This is a genomic window from Rhizobium sp. NPDC090279, assembly GCF_044769665.1.
Taxonomy (GTDB): domain Bacteria; phylum Pseudomonadota; class Alphaproteobacteria; order Rhizobiales; family Rhizobiaceae; genus Rhizobium.
Map to the genome: position 1 here is coordinate 124,990 of NZ_JBIVYI010000012.1, position 19,763 is coordinate 144,752.

The 19,763-nt window shown below is 61.7% G+C and carries 16 protein-coding genes; 7 read left to right on the plus strand and 9 right to left on the minus strand.

All coding sequences use genetic code 11. The features are described 5' to 3' along the window. Window positions 1-114: 114 nt before the first annotated feature. The 5 genes from ACIQWP_RS26770 to ACIQWP_RS26790 all read right to left on the minus strand — a co-directional run bounded on the left by ACIQWP_RS26770 (window position 115) and on the right by ACIQWP_RS26790 (window position 5,000). Window positions 115-945: an ABC transporter substrate-binding protein gene (locus tag ACIQWP_RS26770; RefSeq protein WP_402794027.1), complete on the minus strand. Its 831-nt coding sequence runs from the start codon at window positions 943-945 to the stop codon at window positions 115-117. Window positions 946-984: 39 nt separating this feature from the next. Further along, window positions 985-1,746, minus strand: a complete 762-nt coding sequence (locus ACIQWP_RS26775) for an amino acid ABC transporter ATP-binding protein (RefSeq protein WP_402794029.1) — start codon at window positions 1,744-1,746, stop codon at window positions 985-987. Then, complete coding sequence (locus ACIQWP_RS26780; RefSeq protein WP_402794031.1) at window positions 1,746-2,633, minus strand: amino acid ABC transporter permease; 888 nt, start codon at window positions 2,631-2,633, stop codon at window positions 1,746-1,748. The genes ACIQWP_RS26775 and ACIQWP_RS26780 overlap by 1 nt, the downstream gene beginning before the upstream one ends. A gap of 200 nt (window positions 2,634-2,833) precedes the next feature. Continuing rightward, a complete protein-coding gene (locus ACIQWP_RS26785) occupies window positions 2,834-3,322 on the minus strand; it encodes an NUDIX hydrolase (protein ID WP_402794033.1) in 489 nt (162 codons plus the stop codon). Next, a complete protein-coding gene (locus ACIQWP_RS26790; protein WP_402794035.1) occupies window positions 3,315-5,000 on the minus strand; it encodes a Na/Pi cotransporter family protein in 1,686 nt (561 codons plus the stop codon). The genes ACIQWP_RS26785 and ACIQWP_RS26790 overlap by 8 nt, the downstream gene beginning before the upstream one ends. Window positions 5,001-5,385: 385 nt before the next feature. On the opposite strand from ACIQWP_RS26790, the gene ACIQWP_RS26795 reads away from it, so the two are divergent. Both ACIQWP_RS26795 and ACIQWP_RS26800 read left to right on the plus strand, forming a co-directional pair. Continuing rightward, window positions 5,386-6,192, plus strand: coding sequence for an MBL fold metallo-hydrolase (locus ACIQWP_RS26795; RefSeq protein WP_402794037.1), 807 nt, complete (start codon window positions 5,386-5,388; stop codon window positions 6,190-6,192). Between the two features lie 259 nt (window positions 6,193-6,451). Continuing rightward, window positions 6,452-8,518, plus strand: a complete 2,067-nt coding sequence (locus tag ACIQWP_RS26800) for a methyl-accepting chemotaxis protein (RefSeq protein ID WP_402794039.1) — start codon at window positions 6,452-6,454, stop codon at window positions 8,516-8,518. Window positions 8,519-8,702: 184 nt separating this feature from the next. On the opposite strand, the gene ACIQWP_RS26805 is transcribed toward ACIQWP_RS26800, so the two are convergent. Genes ACIQWP_RS26805 through ACIQWP_RS26815 form a run of 3 tightly spaced genes read right to left on the minus strand, consistent with a single transcriptional unit; the run spans window position 8,703 to window position 11,001 of the window. Next, window positions 8,703-10,094, minus strand: coding sequence for an ATP-binding protein (locus tag ACIQWP_RS26805; RefSeq protein WP_402794041.1), 1,392 nt, complete (start codon window positions 10,092-10,094; stop codon window positions 8,703-8,705). Beyond that, the gene (locus ACIQWP_RS26810) at window positions 10,091-10,762 is read right to left on the minus strand and encodes a response regulator transcription factor (protein WP_015342375.1); all 672 of its coding nucleotides are present in this window, start codon (window positions 10,760-10,762) and stop codon (window positions 10,091-10,093) included. The genes ACIQWP_RS26805 and ACIQWP_RS26810 overlap by 4 nt, the downstream gene beginning before the upstream one ends. A 2-nt stretch (window positions 10,763-10,764) precedes the next feature. Further along, window positions 10,765-11,001 carry a PepSY domain-containing protein gene (locus ACIQWP_RS26815; RefSeq protein WP_402794045.1) on the minus strand — a complete coding sequence of 79 codons (237 nt, stop codon included), beginning with the start codon at window positions 10,999-11,001 and terminating at the stop codon, window positions 10,765-10,767. Window positions 11,002-11,260: 259 nt separating this feature from the next. Here ACIQWP_RS26815 and ACIQWP_RS26820 point away from each other — a divergent pair, with 259 nt between their 5' ends. Next, the gene (locus ACIQWP_RS26820) at window positions 11,261-15,304 is read left to right on the plus strand and encodes a Pls/PosA family non-ribosomal peptide synthetase (RefSeq protein ID WP_402794047.1); all 4,044 of its coding nucleotides are present in this window, start codon (window positions 11,261-11,263) and stop codon (window positions 15,302-15,304) included. Between the two features lie 8 nt (window positions 15,305-15,312). After that, a complete protein-coding gene (locus ACIQWP_RS26825; RefSeq protein WP_402794048.1) occupies window positions 15,313-15,930 on the plus strand; it encodes a 4'-phosphopantetheinyl transferase family protein in 618 nt (205 codons plus the stop codon). Between the two features lie 117 nt (window positions 15,931-16,047). Here ACIQWP_RS26825 and ACIQWP_RS26830 read toward each other — a convergent pair whose 3' ends face one another. Further along, entirely contained in the window at window positions 16,048-16,995 is a 948-nt protein-coding gene (locus ACIQWP_RS26830) for a bile acid:sodium symporter family protein (protein ID WP_402794050.1), read from the minus strand. 311 nt (window positions 16,996-17,306) lie between these two features. Here ACIQWP_RS26830 and ACIQWP_RS26835 point away from each other — a divergent pair, with 311 nt between their 5' ends. The 3 genes from ACIQWP_RS26835 (at window position 17,307) to ACIQWP_RS26845 (ending at window position 19,735) form a co-directional block, all read left to right on the plus strand. Further along, complete coding sequence (locus ACIQWP_RS26835; protein ID WP_402794052.1) at window positions 17,307-18,005, plus strand: methyltransferase family protein; 699 nt, start codon at window positions 17,307-17,309, stop codon at window positions 18,003-18,005. A 147-nt stretch (window positions 18,006-18,152) separates the two neighbouring features. After that, window positions 18,153-18,968: an ABC transporter ATP-binding protein gene (locus ACIQWP_RS26840; RefSeq protein WP_402794054.1), complete on the plus strand. Its 816-nt coding sequence runs from the start codon at window positions 18,153-18,155 to the stop codon at window positions 18,966-18,968. After that, a complete protein-coding gene (locus ACIQWP_RS26845) occupies window positions 18,965-19,735 on the plus strand; it encodes an ABC transporter permease (RefSeq protein ID WP_402794056.1) in 771 nt (256 codons plus the stop codon). The genes ACIQWP_RS26840 and ACIQWP_RS26845 overlap by 4 nt, the downstream gene beginning before the upstream one ends. The last annotated feature ends 28 nt before the right edge of the window (window positions 19,736-19,763 follow it).

Genomic DNA, 19,763 nt, shown 5'->3' on the forward strand with positions numbered 1-19,763 from the left:
GGTGTGTCTTGGGCCGCAACCGTCCATCCGTGGACGCTTGAGCGCCCCGGCTATCGGCTGCATCCATGAGATAGGGAAGAAGCGCCGCCGTTACTGCGGCGCTTCTTCTAAGTGTTACTTGACGCCGTTGATCACGGCCTTCGGAACGGCATTGTGGACGAGGCCCCACTTCTTGAGGATCTCATCATAGGTGCCGTCCTTGATCAGCGCGTCGAGAGCGCCGGCAACCGCATCGCGAAGCGCGGTATGGTCTTTCTTGAAGCCGATGCCGAACGTGTCGTTGCTGAGCAGCGGCTCGCCGACGAGCGTATAGGTATTGGGCTCGATGCGCATCTGGTAGGCGATCGTTTCGATGCCCTGCACGACTGCGTCATAGCGGCCCTGCTTCATGCCGAGACGGGCAGCGTTCGAATCCGCAGTGCCCTCAAACTTGATGGCGGGCTTGCCCTTGCCTTCGCAATTCTCAGCGCTCCATGCTTTGACGTTATCGCCGAAGGTCGTGCTGCGGCTTCCGGCGACCGTCTTGCCGCAAAGGTCGCTCGCCTGCTTGTAGGTTCCGGCGTTGGCATTGACGGTGAAGAGGATCGGGCCGCTGGTGATGTAGTCGACGAAGTCCATGGCGGCCTGACGCTTCATGTTGTCGCTCATGCCGGAAATGATCATGTCGGCGCGACCGGTCTGAAGGCCGCTCTGCAGCTCCTGGAAGGCGGAGGTCACGAAAACGGTCGTGAGATTGAGCTTCTTGGCAATCGCGTTTGCCAGATCGACGTCGAAGCCATCGATCGTGCCGGTGTCCGGATTGACGAATTCCATCGGCGGATAGATCGGGTTGGTCATGATGCGGAGTTCGCCATCCTTGATCAGGTTGAGGCTCGAATCCGCCGAAGCAGCGGTGGCCGCGAGTGAAAGAAGGGCTACTGAGGCGGCGAGACGAATGAGTTTCATGCAATTCTCCTCTGATGATCTTTTTCAGGGTTTTTCTTGTTAAAGCACCGCAGAGATGAAGTTCTTCACTCTGGGATTCCTGGGGTTTTCCAATATGTCGCTCGGCGTCCCGGTCTCGACGATCATGCCGGCATCCATGAAGACGACGCGGTCGGCGACCTCGCGGCAAAAGCCGATCTCATGCGTGACGACGATCATCGTCGTGCCGGATGCGGCAAGCTCCTTCATGACGCCGAGGACTTCGCCGACGAGTTCAGGATCGAGCGCCGAGGTCGGTTCGTCGAACAGCATCGCCTTCGGTTTCATGGCAAGCGCGCGGGCAATGGCGATGCGCTGCTGCTGGCCGCCGGAAAGCTCACCCGGATAGGCGCCCGCCTTGTCGGCGAGACCGACACGCTGCAGAAGAACGCGCGCCTCGGCGATGCATTCCTGCTTCGGCCGCCTCTGCACGCCGACCGGGCCTTCGATGACGTTCTGCAGGACGGTGCGATGCGGGAAGAGATGAAATTTCTGGAAGACCATGCCGACCGACTGACGCTGCCGCGCAATCTCGCGATCCGGCAGCGGAAACAGCCGGTTGCCCTCGCGGCGATAGCCGGCGATTTCATCTTCGACCGTGACATAGCCGGCATCGATCTGCTCGAGCTGGTTGACGCAGCGCAGGAAGGTGCTCTTACCCGAGCCGGAAGGGCCGATGATGCAGACGACTTCGCCCTTCCTGATCTCGAAATCGATATCCTTGAGGACGTGAAACGTGCCGAAATACTTCTGCAGGCCGTGTGCCTTGATGATCGCGTCCATCAGCCAGCCTCCCCGACCACGGCCTGATTGGTCGCCTGCTGGGCGCCAGCATCCCGCCTGCCCCAGCCCTTGGAGAAATGCCGCTCGATATAGATCTGGGCGATACTGAGCACGGTGACGACGACCATGTACCAGATGGCGGCGACGATCAGCAGCTCGATGACGCGCGAGTTGACATAGTAGATGTCCTCGACGTTCTTCAGCACCTCGGAATATTGGATGACGCTGGCGAGCGACGTCAGCTTGACCATTCCGATCGTTTCGTTGCCGATCGGCGGAACGATGACGCGCATGGCCTGCGGCAGGACGATCTTCAGCGTCGCCCGCAGCTTCGTCATGCCGATCGACTGCGCGGCTTCCATCTGACCCTTGTCGATCGACAGAAGCCCGGCGCGCACGACTTCCGCCGTATAGGCGCCCTGCTGGATGCCGAGGCCGAGCAGTGCCGCAACGAACGGCGTCATGATGTCGACCGTTCGGACGGAGAGAACGCCCGGAATGCCGATCGTCGGAAAAATCAGGGCGAGATTGAACCACAAGAGAAGCTGTAGCAGCGCCGGCGTGCCGCGGAAGAGCCAGACATAGCCGACCGAAATGCTGCGCAGAACCGGATTATCCGACATGCGCATGATCGCCGCGATGACACCGAGAACGATACCGACGATCATGGCGCAGAACGTCATGATGATCGTGTTGCCGACCCCGATCATGACGGCCCTGGCAAACAGGTTCTGTCCGACATATTCCCAGGCGATGTCACCCTTCCAGAAGGCTCTCGCCAACAGGAGAAGCAGGATGATGCAGATTGCCGCCATGATCTTGGTGCCGATCTTTCGTTGCGGCACGATCACAAGCGCTTTCACGTCCAGTAGCGCTGAGTTGGTCAAATTTCGATCCCCTGAGCTCGTTGGTGAGCTTCCATTTTCTAATGGGGAAAACTTACGTTGCTTTTGATTTCGGCCACAAACGAGATTTGGACATGCGATTTATGCGCTTTGGGCATAAATCATAGGCATCCATGACGGTGTTGCACCGTCAGGCCTTAGTGAGTTGAGATGCGAGGGGGAATCTGGAGGATTGGTTGTATTCACCGATCCGGCGCAAGGACGGTCTCGGCCATGCGCAGCAAGCTTTTCAACTCAGGTTCCCGGACGCGGGCAGCCGCCTCATTGGGCGAGAGCCATTGAAGCTGGCGCTGACCCTTTTCCGGAAAACGCTCATCCAATCCCGTCACCTCGAGAAGATGGACCTGAACGACAGATGGGACAGTGTCGCCGGTATCGAGAACTTTGAGATAGGTATAATAGCCAAAACTCTTCTTCCTTGCCTTCCCCTTGACGCCGGCCTCTTCCCAGGCCTCGCGTTCGGCGACTTGATGCGGCAGCTTGCCTTCTATCGGCCATCCCTTGGGAATGACCCAACGGCCGCTATCACGCGATGTGATCAGCAGGATCTGCACGTCTTTCAGCCCTGGCGAGCGCCTGTAGCAGATCGCGGCATATTGCTCGATTGACTGGCCGGCGAAGAGTTTTTCCGCCTCGCCCGCCAAACGGCGGAGATAGGTCTTTTTAGTCATGCGCCGTCACCGCCGCCTGTGGGACCGGGCTTGGCGTCCGGCTCTGCAAGAGCTCACCGCGCTCTTCCAGAACGGGATAGGCGGCAGCGGCGACGAGATGCGAATTGATCTGCTTGAGGTCACGCAACAGGTCGAGGTGAAGCGAGCTGGTCTCGACAGTCTCGATGCCGCCCTGGCGCAGACGCTGGAAATGAGCTTCTGTCCCCTCGCGCTCAGCCTTGCGAAAGATCACCTTCTCCTCAGCCAGCATGCGGGCGGCACCCTCGTTCTGCGTCATGAACAGGGCGGCCGTGGTCTGCAGGTTCGACTGCAATCGGTCAAACAGTGTCGCCAGTTCGAGCTGCCCTTCCTTCGAAAAGTTCAAGCCTCGGCGCAGGCGCTTTGCCAGATGCGGCAGAAGGTTCTGATCGAGCACGTCGCCGGCATGTTCCATGTTCATCGAAAACAGCAGGATCTCGTTCAGACGCCGCCTGTCGGCTTCGCCGAGTTCGTCGGGGTCGATTGACGTCAGGTAGGTTTTTACCGCCGTATTCAGGCTGTCGAGGATATTGTCCAGCGCTCGCAGCCGCGTCAGCGCCTTGCGATCCGTATCCGCTAGTGCCGACTTGGCGCCCGCGAGCATTTCCGAGAGCACATCAACCAGCCTCAACGCCTCTCGCGCCGCCGCGCCGAGAGCGACGACGGGTGTCTCCTTGGCGGCCGGATCGAGATATCGCGGCCGCGTCGGATCGGCCTCATCGATCTTCTGCGGCAACAATTTGGTCAATAGATCCGCATAGGGCCGCAGCAGCGGCATGAATACGAGAGCCAGAACGATATTGAAGGCACTATGGAAATTAGCAACCGCACGGGCGCTGTCGCTATCGACCATCGCCGATAGACGCGTGGCTGGCTCCAAGAGACCGATCATCGCGGCGACGCCGACGATGCGCGTCAGCATATTGCCGATCGGCAACCGCTTGACGGAGAGATCGGCGCCTGATTGGCCTTCGATCAACGGGTTGATCGCGGTGCCGAGATTGGCGCCGAGAACAAGCGCGAAGGCCTGATCGACATTGACGAGACCCTTGCTTGCAAGAGACATGATGAGCAGCACGACCGCAACGCTGGAATGAGCCGCCCATGTCAGAATGGCGGCCAGCAGCATGCTCAGTACCGGTGTCGCCGCAATTGCATCAAGGACATAGGCGAGCGCCTTTGACCCCTCGTACTGCGTCATCAGGTCGAGGAGCTGATGCAGCGCCAGAAGCATGAAGCCAAGCCCGATCATGACGCGCCCGAGATCATGGACGCGCGAATTGGCGGTCCGGCGAAACATCAGTACGCCAATAAGGATCAGGGCCGGCGAAGCGGCGGCGACATCGAAGGACAGCACCTGAACAATCAGTGTCGTGCCGACATTGGCCCCCAGCATGACGGCAAGCGCCGGCACGAGATCGACCAGGCCGCCCGCCGCAAAGCCGGACGCCATCAAGCCGGTTGCCGTACTGCTCTGCAGGATGGCCGTGACGCCGATCCCAGCAAAAAACGCCTTCGTGCGATTGCTCAACGCGCGACCGAGAAACGAGCGCAGATCGGGACCGAAGGCACGCTGGATGCCGGTCTGGACCATGCGCGTGCCCCAGAGCAAAAGGGCGATGTGGCCGGCCAGGGCGACGAGGCCGAGAATAAGCGCCATGGTGGTCCTCCATATGCCTGCGATGCCCGGACAAACGCCGAACACCCATATCACGATCGACTAAACTTTCATTAGCCGACTATGTTTCTTCGTCTTTGCATCTTTTGCAAGGCCAGATTGTCACAAAACTTGCGGAAAAATCACTTTAACATTAAAAATCATAATGATAGACAGACATTAATTCTGTCATTACTGATTAGGACTATCCGTTTCACCTGGAAAAACCGGTCTGAAAACGACGATTTTCTGTTCACGGCGGCACCACCTCGCCTTTTCGCTTTGATCCATCCTGCATCTGGCCAATATAGTAACATGAGAGCCGTCATTGGCCGCGCGGCGAGTCCCTGCCCGCAGGTCGGAGAGACAGGCTGGCGAGGAACTCGAGATGACGCATTTCATCTGCAGCACATGCGGCACGCAGTTCAGCGAAAGCGACGGGCCGCCGCCCGCCTGCCCGATCTGCGAGGACGACCGCCAGTTCGTGCCCCAATCAGGACAAGACTGGACCGATATGGCGATCCTCGACCAAACGTATGCCGTGGCCTGGAATGAAGAAGCGGAAGGCGTTCATAGCCTGCAGATCTCGCCCTATTTCGGCATTGGCCAACGTGCTTTTCTGATCGAGGGGCCTGACGGCAACATCCTGTGGGACTGCCTCAGCCTTGTCGACCAGGCCAGCAGGGCACGGATTGCCGCGATGGGCGGGTTGAGCGCGATCGCGATTTCCCACCCGCATTTCTATTCGTCCATGATCGAATGGAGTGCCGCCGCCGGCGGCGTGCCGATCCACCTTCATGCCGATGATGCCGGATGGGCACAGAGGCCCGGTGCGGCCCTGCGTCCATGGACAGGTGAGACGCTGCAGATAGGTGCTGCCACCATGATCCGCTGCGGCGGTCACTTCGAAGGCAGTTCGGTGCTTCATTGCCCGTGGCTTGAAGACGGACATGGCGCACTATTCGTTGGCGATACGATGCAGGTGACCATGGACCGCCGCTATGTCAGCTTCATGCGCAGCTATCCGAACCTCATTCCGCTCAATGCGAGCGCGGTGAATAGGATTTCCGAGGCAGTGCAGCCCTACCGGTTCGAGGCGATCTACGGCGCATTCCAGGGCCGAACCGTGGAGCGGAACGGCAATCATGTCGTCGGCAGCTCGGCGCAACGATATATCCAGGCAATTACGGGTTAGAATTTTATCGCTTCTCGCGGATGCCCATCGCGCCGGCGACTGGGCGCGCGGACAACGCGCGCGGGGCATCGTGATTAAAGGCAACTTAACGCTTCTGCCTCATATGTGACCGCATGTCTCACCAGGACATGCGCGGCGCCATGATGGCATTTGCTGGAATGACCATGACGTTTGGCCCATCCGGCGCGTCTGCTCCTTCAATGATCGGCACGCTGGATCACCTTCAAGGACCGATCCCGTGCAGACCCGTTTCAATTTGATGACGAAGATTTTGGTGGTGGCGTCCCTGGTCGTCATCGCTGCCCTCTGTGGCTTTTCAATCTATATCGACAGCCTTCAGCGCGCCCTGGCGCGCGATGCGATCAAAGGCGAGATCGAATCCTCGGGCCTTCAGGCGTCTCAGAGCATCTCGAATTGGCTGGGCGCACGTGTCATGCTGACCGAACTCGCCGCCAATGCCGCCGCCAAGGCCGAAAACTCTCAAGCGATTCACGACGCCTTCGACAATCCCGTTCTGATACGAGAATTCATGTCCACCTATCTCGGCGACGAGCAAGGTGTCTTCACGACCGTTCCCGCGCAACAGCTGCCGGCCGACTACGATCCGCGCAAGCGGCCATGGTACAAGGATGCTGTCAAGGCCGACAAATTGGCCCTCACCGACCCTTATGTCGACGCTTCTACGGGTGCTCTCGTCATCACCGCCGCCATGCCGGTCAAGCGCGACGGCAAGCTGTTCGGCGTTGTGGCCAGCGATTTCTCCCTCGGCTCGCTCGTCTCCATGGTCAAGTCGGTGACGATGGGTGGCAAGGGTTCAGCATTCCTGGTGAAGACCGACGGGACCATTCTCGTCCACCAGGATCAGCAGCTGGTCACCAAGAAACTTGCTGATGCCTTCCCGCAGGCGACGCCCGTGATCGGCGCCGGCATTTCCGAGACAACCTTCAACGGCAAGTCGGTCTTGGTCAGTTTTCTGCCCATTCAGGGCCTGCCTCGCGCCGATTGGTATCTGGGGGTCGAGGTCGACCGCGGCATGGCATTCGCCGGTATCGCCAAATTCCGTATCGCCGCGGCTATCGCGACCCTCATCGGCGTCATCGCGCTGATCGCCGTATTGGCCGCGCTGCTGTCGAGACTGGTGGTCCGACCGGTCCTGCAGATGACGAGCGCCATGGGCAGGCTTGCCGGCGGCGATGTCTCCGCCGAAATTCCGGCGACCGACCGCAAGGATGAGCTCGGCCGCATGGCCGCTGCAGTTGCCGTCTTCCGCGACAACATGATCCAGCGCGGCCGTCTTGCGAGAGAGGCCGAAGATACCCGCCTGCTCAGCGAGCAGGAGCGGCGCGAACGCGAAGCCCTCAAGGTCAGTGAAGAAGAACAGATCGCTTCCGCGGTCCACTCGCTCGCCGATGGGCTCGGTCGCCTGGCAAATGGCGATCTCGTTCATCGCATCACGGCTCCCTTTGTCGGTGACCTCGACCGTCTGCGGACCGACTTCAATACCTCGGTCGCAAAGCTCCACGAGGCGATGGCGACAGTCGGTCGCAATGCCCGCGCAATCGACACCGGCGCCGGTGAAATCCGGGCTGCTGCTGACAACCTTGCGCGGCGCACGGAACAGCAGGCGGCTTCGGTCGAGGAGACTGCTGCAGCCCTTGAGGAAATCACAACGACGGTCAAGGATAGCGCTCGTCGCGCGGAGGAAGTCAGCCAGCTCGTCACCCGGGCTCGCGGCGGCGCGGAAAAGTCCGGCGAGATCGTCGAAAAGGCCGTCGGCGCCATGAACATGATCGAAAAATCGTCAGGCGAGATCTCCAATATCATCGGCGTCATCGACGACATCGCCTTCCAGACAAACCTGCTCGCGCTCAATGCGGGCGTGGAGGCTGCCCGCGCCGGTGACGCCGGCAAGGGCTTTGCAGTGGTGGCGCAGGAAGTCCGCGAACTCGCGCAGCGCTCCGCGCAGGCGGCCAAGGAGATCAAATCCCTGATCACCGCCTCGGGCGAGCAGGTCAAGAACGGCGTCACCCTCGTCAACCAGACGGGCGAAGCGCTCGAGGTGATCGTGCGCGACGTCCAGGAGATCAACCGCAACATCGAAGCGATCGTTCGGGCCTCGCGCGAACAGTCGACCGGCCTGCAGGAGATCAACACGGCCGTCAACACCATGGATCAGGGCACGCAGCAGAACGCCGCCATGGTCGAGGAACAGACCGCTGCGAGCCACGGCCTCGCGTCGGAAGCCGCCACATTGAACGAGCTGCTCGCCCAGTTTCGCATTGCCGAGCAGTCCGTCCAGGCGAGAAGCAGCCGGCGCGCCGCCTGAGGCGGCAATGCCCGAAATCCGTCCCGCCCGCCTGCCTTGTGTAAACAAAATGGCGGGCGGCAATGCTCGACCAGCATGCGCCGACCTAGAGCAGTTCCAGCAAAAGTGCGAAGCGGTTTTGCTGGAACTGCGTAAAAACAGAAGGATAGAGCATTTCCGTGACTCGATTTAAAACGGAAATGCTCTAGCTTTCCAGCACCACCTGCTTGTCCTTCAGCAGCCGCGCCGGCAGATTGACGGTGACCGACAAGCCGCCGAGGCCGGAGCGGGCGAGCGTCAGCTTGCCGTCATAGGCTTCGACCAGATCCTTGGCGATCGCGAGACCAAAGCCGGTCCCGGCGATGCTTTCGTCCAGCCGCCTACCGCGACGGATGAAGGCCATTTCAGCATCCTCCGGCAGGCCCGGCCCATCGTCCTCGATGCGCAGTTCCACGCCCTCGTGCTCGGCCAGCTGCGACAGAAAAACCTTGATCTTGCCCGCCGTCCACTTCCTGGCATTGTCGATCAGATTGCCGGTGATATCGGCAAAATCCGCCTCGTCGATCGCCAGCCACATCTCGGGCGGCGCCACGAGCTCGAAGTCGATTTTCCGTTCGGTCGACAGGCGCCGCATGACCGAGATGATCTTCTGGAGATCGGCGCTGGCGTCCATGACGCCGACGGTGTGGGCGGCTGCCAGGCTCGCGCGGGTTTGCGCCAGCGTTCGCTTGATCTGCGCCTCCATCCGGCTGACCTCCGTCTGGATCGCCGCCGCCCGTTCCGACATGCCCTCTTCCGACAGCATGCGCGCCGTCGCCTCAAGGGCGGCAAGCGGTGTCTTCAGACCATGCGCCAGATCGCCGGCGCGAGCGCGCGCCTGCGTCAGTTGCGTCTCACGGGAGGCGAGCAGGCCGTTCAGATCGTCCACGAGAGGCTGGACCTCCCGCGGAAATTGGCCGGTGATCTTGCGGGCGGAGCGCTCCTGCACGGCCATCAATGCCGCGCGCAGATCGTTCAGCGGCCGCAAGCCGTATCGCAAAAAGGCGATGACCGCCACGATCAGGGCGGCTGAAAGCACGCCAAGAGATGGCGCCATGGCATAGAAAAAGCGCCAGCGCGCGGGCGCAAGCTCGCGATTGTCGAGCGCCATCACGATATCGACGATCTGATCGCCCGTCGCCGAGGGGATGGAGATGGATCGCTCGACGGCGAGAAGATGGCTGCCGTTCGGCCCCTTCATATCCGTCGCCCGGCCGGCATCGCGGGGGCGGGCCCGAAGCCAGGGAAGATTCTGCTCCCAGAGCGACTGCGAACGCAGTTCCACGTTGCCGTTGCGGCCGATCTGCCAATAGAAACCGCCGTTCGGGATGCCGAAACGGGAATCCGTTGGCGTATCGTCGAGAAAGAGCTGGTTGGACGTGTTGATATCGACCGCAGCCAGCAGGACGCGCAATTCCTCGTCTATCTCGGAGAGTGCAAGCGCCCTGACGGCCAGCCCCGAGATGGCATTGATGCCGACGCCGGCCAGAAAGGTTGCGACGATGATCGCCACCGCGGAACCCAGCAGCAACCGCCCTCGCAGCGAAAACGGCGTCATGACGGCGGCGCCTCGCGCGGGATGATATAGCCCTGGCCGCGCCGGGTCTCGATGACGGTACCATCGAACTTGCGCCGCAGGCGGGCGACGACGACTTCAAGCGCGTTCGACAGAAGCTCCGTCTCTTCGTCATAAATGCTGTCGGCGATCTGCGTTCGGGACAGCACGGTGCCGGCATTGTGCATCAGATAGGCAAGAAGCCGATATTCCAGCGCCGTCACCTGTACCGGCTGCCCGCGAAACGAAACCGTACGCTGGCGCGTATCGAGCTCCAGCACGCCGTTGGAAAGGATCGGAGAGGATTGCCCGGCTGCGCGGCGCATCAAGGCGCGCACGCGGGCCAGAAGCTCTTCCATGCGGAAGGGTTTGGTCAGATAGTCGTCGGCACCCGCATCCATGCCGTCGACCTTGTCGCGCCAACCGTCACGCGCCGTCAATATGATGACAGGCATGCCGCGGCGCTCCGCCCGCCAGCGTCGCAACACCGTCAGGCCATCAAGCTTGGGAAGCCCGAGATCGAGGATGACAAGGTCGAAATGCTCGATATCGCCACGATACCACGCCTCCTCGCCGTTGCTCACGGTCGAGACGACATAATGCTGATCCTCCAGGCAGCGGCGCATGTCCGCCACGATACTGGGCTCATCCTCAGCAATCAGAATGCGCATCCTCAGCGTCTCTCGATCACGGCGAGCGTTGCACCATCGAGCACTATGTCACCACGTTTGCCGTCGGGCTTCAATACCCGCACGGCATAGGCCTGGCGCCCCGCCCGGCGAATCCGCTTGATTCGCAACACCTTCCCCGGCATTTCGCGCGCGACGACGGCATAGATGTCGCGCAGCGGCCGCAAGGTGCCGGCATCCTCGACCAGAACAGTGCTGTGCGGACGAGCTAATGCCTCCATGCCTGGCAGGCTCAGCAAAGCCGCCGCCAAGAGAACGGACAGCCAGCGGGGCCAGCTGGCTCTTCGCCCGAATATGCGCAACGATATCAATCCTTCTTCCGAGATTGCACGCGGGCCACGCCCCGCGCCGACCCAAACATAGCTTCCCCAACATTACAATTCCCTGACAGCGCCCGTAAGAGAGCTGCAAATTGAAAGGTGTATAAGCATTGATAGATGGCACGTTGATTGTGTCGAGTTTCGTTGTGCAGAAGTTACCATGACTATCCAGATTTCGTCGATTACCCCAAATGCCAGCCTCTCGGTTTTCTCAGGCGGCATTCGGCCTGAGTTCGTCCGCAATGAAACCCTTGTGGACATATTCAAGGCAACGGTCGCCCGCAGCCCCGACAAGACGGCACTGACCCTGATCGGAACGGCCGAGGCGATGACCTATGCCGAACTCGACCGATTGTCGGATGAGGCGGCGCGCGCGCTCAGCCGTCGAGGCATCGGCCCCGGCGACTTCGTCGGCCTGTGGTTCCAGCGTTCCCTGGAGCTCCACGTTGCGCTTCTCGCGATCCTCAAGGCCGGCGCGGCCTATATTCCTTTCGATGCTGCAGCCCCCGCTGACCGCGTGGCCGTCAGCCTTGCCGATTGCGGCGCGAAATGGCTGCTGACGCATGACGAGAAGGCGGCCCTTGCGCCCGCTTTCGATGGCCAGACACTGATCCTCAAGGCGCTGCTTTCCGAAGACGACGATGGTGTTGCTCCGCGCCTCGCCGCCCACGACGATCCCGCCTATGCCATCTATACCTCCGGCTCCACGGGCAAGCCGAAGGGGATAGTCATTACGCACCGGAACATCTGCCACTATCTGCGGGCAGGTAACGACGTCCTCGGCATGGTCGAATCGGATGTCGTTCTGCAGCAGGCTTCGGTTGCCTTCGACCTTTCGCTCGAAGAAATATTCGTTCCCTATCTGGTCGGTGCGACGCTGAAGGTCGCGACATCGGAAGTCATGGCCGAACTCGACAGGCTTGCCGACGTGCTGGAAGCCGAAAAGATCACGGTCATCGACACCGTGCCGACCCTGCTCACCATGCTGGAGCGCGACGTCGAAAGCCTGCGCGTCATCATCGTCGGCGGCGAAGCCTGCCCTCCCGCGATCGTCAGCCGCTTCTTCAAGCCGGGTCGGCGCCTGGTCAATACCTATGGCCCGACAGAAACGACCGTGGTTGCGACCTACGCCGAACTCGACCCTTCCCGGCCGATCACGATCGGCTGCCCGATTGCCAACACCACGGCCTATGTCGTCGACGAAAGCCTGCAGCTTGTTGCGCGCGGCGATACCGGTGAATTGCTGATCGGCGGACCGGGCGTCGCCGCCGGCTACCGGAACCTGCCCGAGCTTACCTCCGCCAAGTTCATCGCCAACCCCTTCGCGGCCCATGGCGACCCTGTACTTTACCGCAGCGGCGACGCCGTGCTGATGGATGAAGAGGGTCAGCTCCACTTCCTCGGCCGCATCGACGATCAGGTCAAGATCCGCGGCTACCGTATCGAGCTCGGTGAGATCGAGACCGTGGTCGGCGAGCTTGCGGACGTGAAGGCTGCCTCCGTGGTCGTGCATCGGCCGCCGGATGGCGAGGACATGCTGGTCGCCCATGTCGTGACGACCGGCAACAGCTTCGACCGCGACAAGGCGCGCGCCGTGCTGGCAGCCAAGCTGCCGCCCTATATGGTGCCCGCCGCCTGGCACAGCCACGTGTCGCTGCCGCGCCTTCCCTCCGGCAAGATCGACCGCAAGACGCTCGCCGCGATCCCGCTGGTGGCCGATCAGTCGGCTCAGTCTCAGGAACCGCCGCGCACCTGGACCGAAGCCCAGCTGCTGAAGGCGGCAACAGAGGCGCTTCGCCTGCGCTCCATCAATTTCGAAGCCGATTTCTTCACCGAACTCGGCGGTCATTCGATGCTGGCGGCCCGGTTCGTTTCCGAAGTCCGCAAGATCCCGCTGCTGGCCGGCATCGCCCTGCGCGACGTCTATGCCGGTCGCACGCTTCGGGGCATTGCGGCGATCCTGGAGCAGCGCAGCGAGCGCGCTTCCGGACAGGAGCGCAAGAGCTTCGAGCCGGTTCCGTGGCGGCGGCGCTTCTATTGCGGTCTGGCTCAGGCCGTGGTCTTGCCCTTCATCGTCGCGATCGCAACGCTGCAATGGATCGGCCTGCTGCTGGCTTCGATCCTGCTGATCGATGACGGCGCGTCGGTCTGGAACGAGATCCTCATCCTCGGCGGCGTCTATCTCGCCCTCAATCTCGGCGAGAAGCTCGTTGTCGTCGCCCTCAAATGGCTCGTCATCGGCCGCACGCGGCCCGGCGTCTATCCGCTGTGGGGCACCTATTATTTCCGCATCTGGCTGATGCAGCGCATCGTTCAGCTCACCGCGCCGAAATTCCTCAAGGGCTCGCCGCTCATCCGCGTCTACATGCGCGCGCTTGGCGCCCAGGTCGGCAAGGATGCGATGATCGACGAGTTCGAGGAAGGCGCGATCGACCTGGTGCGCGTCGGCGCAAGATCGAGCCTCGGCGTCAAGGTCAAGCTCGCCAATGTCGAGGTCATCGGCAACCAGATCCATGTCGGCACGATCGACATCGGTGAAAACGTGCAGATCGGCAACGGTTCCGTCATCGGCCATAACGTCAAGATTGACGACGGCGCCGTCATCGGCGACCTGACGGCAATTGCCGCCGGCACGCATGTCGAGGCCCATACGCGCTGGGACGGCTCGCCCGCACGCCAGACCGGCCATGCCGAACATGAGGCGATGCCCGCCCATCCGGAGCTTGGAACCGTAGGGCGCGTATTGCAGTTCGCCGCCTATTTCGTCGCCTACAATCTCAGCCTCGTCGTCGGCCTTCTGCCGATCTTCCCGGCCTTCTACCTGTTTTCGGCCGTGCAGCAGATGTATTCGCCGGGCGCCGACGATCCCTTGTCCTGGGGAATGATCGCCGCGCTCTCCTGGCCGGCCGCCTTCCTGCTGATCGTGGTGTCCATGGCCGTCGTCGTGGCGCTCAGATGGGTGCTCCTGCCCCGCGTCGTGCCGGGCCGTTACTCGATCTTCGGCAACCTCTATTTCCGCAAATGGGTTGTCGGCCTGACCACCGAGGCCATGCTGGAAACCTTGAATTCGCTCTATGCCACCGTCTTCATGCGCAATTGGTACCGCCTGATGGGCGCCAAGATCGGCAAGGGCACGGAGATCTCGGCCAACTTCGCCGGTCGCTACGACCTCATCGAAATGGGCCGCGACAACTTCATCGGAGACGAGACCATCTTCGGTGATGAGGAAATCCAGAACGGCTGGATGGTGCTGAAGCGCCTGAAGACCGGCGATCGCTGCTTCTTCGGCAATTCCTCCGTGATCTCGCAGGGTGCCGTGATCGAGAGCGATTCACTCGTCGGCATCAAGACACGCCTGCCCGATTCCCTGCACGTCAAGGCGGGCGAAACCTGGTGCGGCAGCCCCGCCTTCCAGTTCCCGACCCGCGAAAGGCTGCAGGCGGCCGCGACCGCCACCTACGCACCGCCTCTGCGCATGCGCCTTGTGCGCATCGTGTTCGAAGCCTTGCATACGTCGCTGCCGACCGCCATCCTGATCGTCATGGCGCTCGCAATGTCCGACATGATGGCGAGCGCGATCGATGACGGCGCCTGGGGCCGTCTGTTCTGGACGCTGATGGCTGCTGGTCTCGCGACTTCGGGCATCCTGTATCTCGTCGCTGTCGCCTTTAAATGGATACTCATCGGCACCTACAAGCCGATGAACCGGCCGATGTGGTCGTGGTGGGCAATGCGTACTGAGGCGGTCGCCGTCTTCTACGGCGGGCTTGCCAGCAAGATGCTGCTCGACTATCTGCGCGGCACGCCGTTCCTGCCCTGGTTGCTGCGCCCCTTCGGCGCCAAGATCGGCCAGGGGGCATGGCTCAACAGCACCGACATCTGCGAATTCGATTGCACCAGCATCGGCGACCATGCCGTCATCAACATGGGCTCCTGCCCGCAGACCCATCTCTATGAGGACCGCATCATGAAGGTGGGCCGCATCAACATCGGCAAGGGCGTATCCATCGGTTCCGGCAGCACGGTCCTCTACGAAGCCAATGTCGGTGATTTCGCCGAGATCGGTCCGCTGACGCTGGTGATGAAGGGCGAGGCCATTCCAGCTGGCACCTCCTGGGTCGGCACGCCCGCCCAGGCCGTGCAAGCCGAGCAGGAAGCCGCTCCCGTCGTTCAAAAGGCCGTCCTGCCCTCGGCCGCCGCGTGAAGAGCGACATGGCGACCCCTCAATTCGAGGTCGTCCTGACGGTCGCAGATGCGATGGCCGTCATTGTCCGCCCGGCACCGGGCGGACACGAAGAGCGGGACGCAATGGCGCAAGCCGCCTTGAGACGCGCCGCGCAACGGGATGATCTTTCCATCTATCGTCGACCGAGCGACCGGCCGGCGCTCAGGCCTCCCTATCACGAGCTGGGCATCTCGCTTTCGCACCGGGCCGACCTGCTGCTGGCGGGCTTTGCGCCCGATGGCGCCGTCGGCGTCGATATCGAGATCGAAGACAGCAACAGCTTCGATCCGACCGCCTTTGCAGCCGATCATTTCTCAAGAGCGGAAGCGGCCGCGGTCGCCACGCTTGATGGCGCGGCAGCACTGGAAATCTGCTACCGTCTCTGGGTCGCCAAGGAGGCCGCATTGAAGATCAGCGGCCGAGGCATTTTCGACGGGCTGGACGAGCCGGATCTGGCGGCGCAGCCGAACCATCTCCGCATCGATGGCGCAACCGTGCGCCTTGGAGCCGGACGACGGCTGCCGCCGATTGAACTCACCGTAACCAGGCTTACGGGGTTGACCGATCAGCCGGTCTATTGCGCCCTTGCCAAGGATCTGACCTAGACCGCGTCACACGGTATCGAGCACTTCGGCCAGTCCCGCATCGATGCGACTATGCTGATGCGAAAAGAGGCGCTGCTTGAAGCCGCGCCTCTTCAGATGGATGGTTTCCAGTCCCGGTCAGGCGCGGGGCGGCGCGTCTGCGTCCTTGCGCGAGGCAAACCAGTTTGCCAGGGTCGCGCCCGAAATATTGTGCCAGACGGAAAAGATCGCGCTCGGAACGGCGGCGATCGGCGAGAAATAGGCCGTTGCCAGCGCAGCGCCCAGACCCGAATTCTGCATGCCGACTTCGATCGCCAGCGCCTTGCGCTTGTAGAAGTTGAGCCCGAGCGCCTTCGACGCATAGTAGCCGAAAAGGTAGCCGAGACCGTTGTGCAGCACGACGACGACGAAAATCAGCAGGCCGGACTGCACGATGGCCGCCTTCGACGCACCGACGACGGCGGCAACGATCAGCACGATGCCGACGACGCTGACGAGCGGCAGTGCCGGGATCGCCGCGCGAACCAGGCGGGGCATGGCCTTCTGCGCGATAAAGCCGAGCAGCAGCGGCACGATGATGACCTGAACGATGCTGATGAACATCGACCAGGCATTCACAGGCAGATACTGGCTCGCGAACATCCAGACGAGAAACGGCGTGACGATCGGCGCGGCGAGCGTGGTCACGCTCGTGCAGGCGACCGACAGCGCCACATCGCCGCGGGCAAGATAGGTCATGACGTTGCTCGATGTGCCGCCCGGGCAGCAGCCGACCAGAATGACGCCGGCGGCGACCTCCGGCGGCATGGGAATGATCCTGGTCAAAAGCAGCGCCAATGCCGGCATGATGCCAAAATGCGCGATGACGCCGATCGCGACCTCATGGGGGCGACGCACCAGCTCGCGAAAATCCTCCACCGAAATCGTAAGCCCCATGCCGAACATGATGATGCCGAGCAGCACCACGATCCAGGGCGCGAACTGCTTGAAGAAGCCGGGGAAGAAGAAGCCGAGCACGGCGAACAAGATGACCCAAATGGAAAAGGTCTTGCCAACGAAGGCAGAAAGGGATGCCAGGAATTTCATGGGATCTCCGGGGGAAGGAGCAAGATGCTATTCTCGCCGGTCTAATCCCGGTGCCTTGCCTGTCAAGCCGTCAAGCTGCGCGATCCGTCCGCTTGCACGATCTATCCGACATAAATCCACTACACCCCACGAGTTCGCAGCCTTGCAGAGGTGTTCCGTGACCTGCGTGGCTGGATCGGCTACGATCTTCGACACCAAGACCTTGCCATGATGGGACGGCAGTATCAAAATCCCGAGATGGTCGTGTGCCGCGAGGTTGCGCTAGCGATCATTGGCTGTATCGCACGGCGTGCGTTGCAAGGAGCACACGGATGACCGTTACCGAACCCGATCCCATGTCCCGCAGGGCCGCCATATCCTATGCGATCGGCCTGCCCTTGCTGCTGCTCGTGCTCGTTTTTTTGCCTGCGGGCCGCCTCGACTGGCTACCCGGATGGATCTTCATCGCCTTTCTCGCGGTCAGCTATGCGATAGCGGTCCTGGTCATGCTGCGCGTGAACCCGGTGATCTTCAGGGCTCGCAACCGCTTTCAGGCCGGCACCAAGCGTTGGGACCTCATCCTGGTCTCGCTGATCTGTCTCGGCATGGTCGCCGAAATTCCGGTTGCGACGCTCGACGCCGGCAGGATGGCGTGGTCGGCGATGCCAACCTCCGTCGTGATCCTGGGTTACATCCTGCTCGCGGCCGGCCTCGCGCTCGGCACATGGGCGCAAGCGGTCAATCGCTTCTTCGAGCCGGGCGTGCGCCTGCAACGGGAACGCGGCCAGCACGTCATCAGCAACGGCCCCTACGTATTCGTGCGCCATCCCGGCTATGTCAGCGCGATCCTGGTGTTTGCCGGGCTGGCATTGGCGCTCGGCTCCTGGTGGGCCCTGATCCCCGCCGCCTGGGCAAGCGCCCTGTTGATCCTGCGCACGAGCTGGGAAGACGCACTGCTGCAGGCCGAACTGGAAGGCTATGCCGACTATGCCGGTCGCGTCCGGTTTAGGCTGATGCCGCGGCTTTGGTAATGCGTCGCCGCCTTCCGCTGTGACATAAGGAACTGTGTGGCCGATCGCGTATTGACTGGCACGACCTGCTTTGATCTGTTGACCGAATATGGCAATGCCTGACGTCCGCGCGAGTTGGCGCGCGTCCGGGAGGAACAGCAGGGCACGATGATGGAGGCTGTGCGGGCGGTCAGCCTGAAGCAGGTGGCGATTTCGTTCGAAATCGCCGGCAAGACACGGTTCGATGCCGTTGCGGCGACCAATCTGAATGTGGAGGCGCATGAATTCGTAGCCATTGTCGGCCCGACTGGCTGCGGCAAATCCACACTTCTCAATGCCGCGGCCGGACTTCTGGCGCCCGCATCCGGCACGGTCGAAATTTTCGGTCAGCCGTTGAAAGCGATCAACCGGCAAGCCGGTTATCTCTTCCAGCAGGATTCGCTGATGCCCTGGAAGACCGTATTGGAAAATGTGGCGATCGGCCTTGAGATTGCCGGAACGAGCCAGGCGGAAGCAAGGAAGAACGCCCGCGAATGGCTGGGGCGTGTCGGCCTTGCCGCTTTCGCGGATCGCTTCCCTCGCATGCTGTCGGGCGGCCAGCGCAAGCGCGTCGGGCTCGCGCAGGTGCTGATCCGCGATCCAAAACTGCTGTTGATGGACGAGCCGTTCGGCCCGCTCGATGCCCAGACCCGTCTGATCATGGGCGACCTTCTGTTGAAGCTCTGGTCGGAGGATCGCAAGGCCGTCATGTTTGTTACCCACGATCTCGACGAGGCGATCGCTCTTGCCGACCGGGTCGTCATCATGTCCGCCGGCCCGAAATCCCGCATCATCGGCGACTTCAAGGTCACCCTCGAACGGCCACGGGATATCGCCGAGATCCGCCATGATCCCGTGTTCATTCAGCTTCACCGGGATATCTGGCAGGCATTACGCGACGAAGTCATGACGGCATACCGCCAGACCAGCGGGGAGACCGCATGAACCGTCCGCTCCTCCTTTTGCTGCAGATCCTTGTGGCCGTCGTCATCCTGCTGATATGGCATCTCGCGACCACCACAACGCTTTTCGGCAATCCGAAGACCATATCCTTCTTCTTTGCTGATCCCCTGAAGGTGGCGCTGCGCGTGGTGCAATGGTTCGCAAGCGGCTCAATCTGGTATCATCTCTGGATTACCTTGTCGGAATCGATCCTCGCCTTCCTCCTGGGCTCCTTCGGTGGTGTCGTCTTCGGCTTCTGGTTTGCCCGCAAGCCTTTGGTCGCCGCCGTGTTCGACCCCTATGTGAAGGCGGCGAACGCCCTCCCTCGCGTCGTGCTGGCGCCGATTTTCGCCCTCTGGTTCGGCCTCGGCATCTGGTCCAAGGTGGCGCTCGGCATCACGCTGGTCTTCTTCATCGTGTTTTTCAACGTCTACCAGGGCGTCAAGGAAGTCAGCCAGCCTGTCCTGTCCAACGCACGGATGCTGGGCATGAACGAGCGGCAGTTGCTGCGTCATGTCTACCTGCCCTCGGCACTGTCGTGGGTGTTCTCCAGCCTGCACACTTCGGTCGGCTTTGCGGTGGTCGGCGCTGTGGTCGGCGAATATCTGGGCTCGGCTGCCGGCCTCGGCTACCTGATCCAGCAGGCGGAAGGCGTTTTCGACGTGACTGGCGTTTTTGCCGGGATGGTCGTGCTGACGGCCTTCGTCCTGATCGTGGATTGGCTGGTGACCATGGTCGAACGCCGCCTGCTGGCCTGGCGCGGCCAGTAGCGCAAAGAAAACGGAAAAGTGGAGGAAA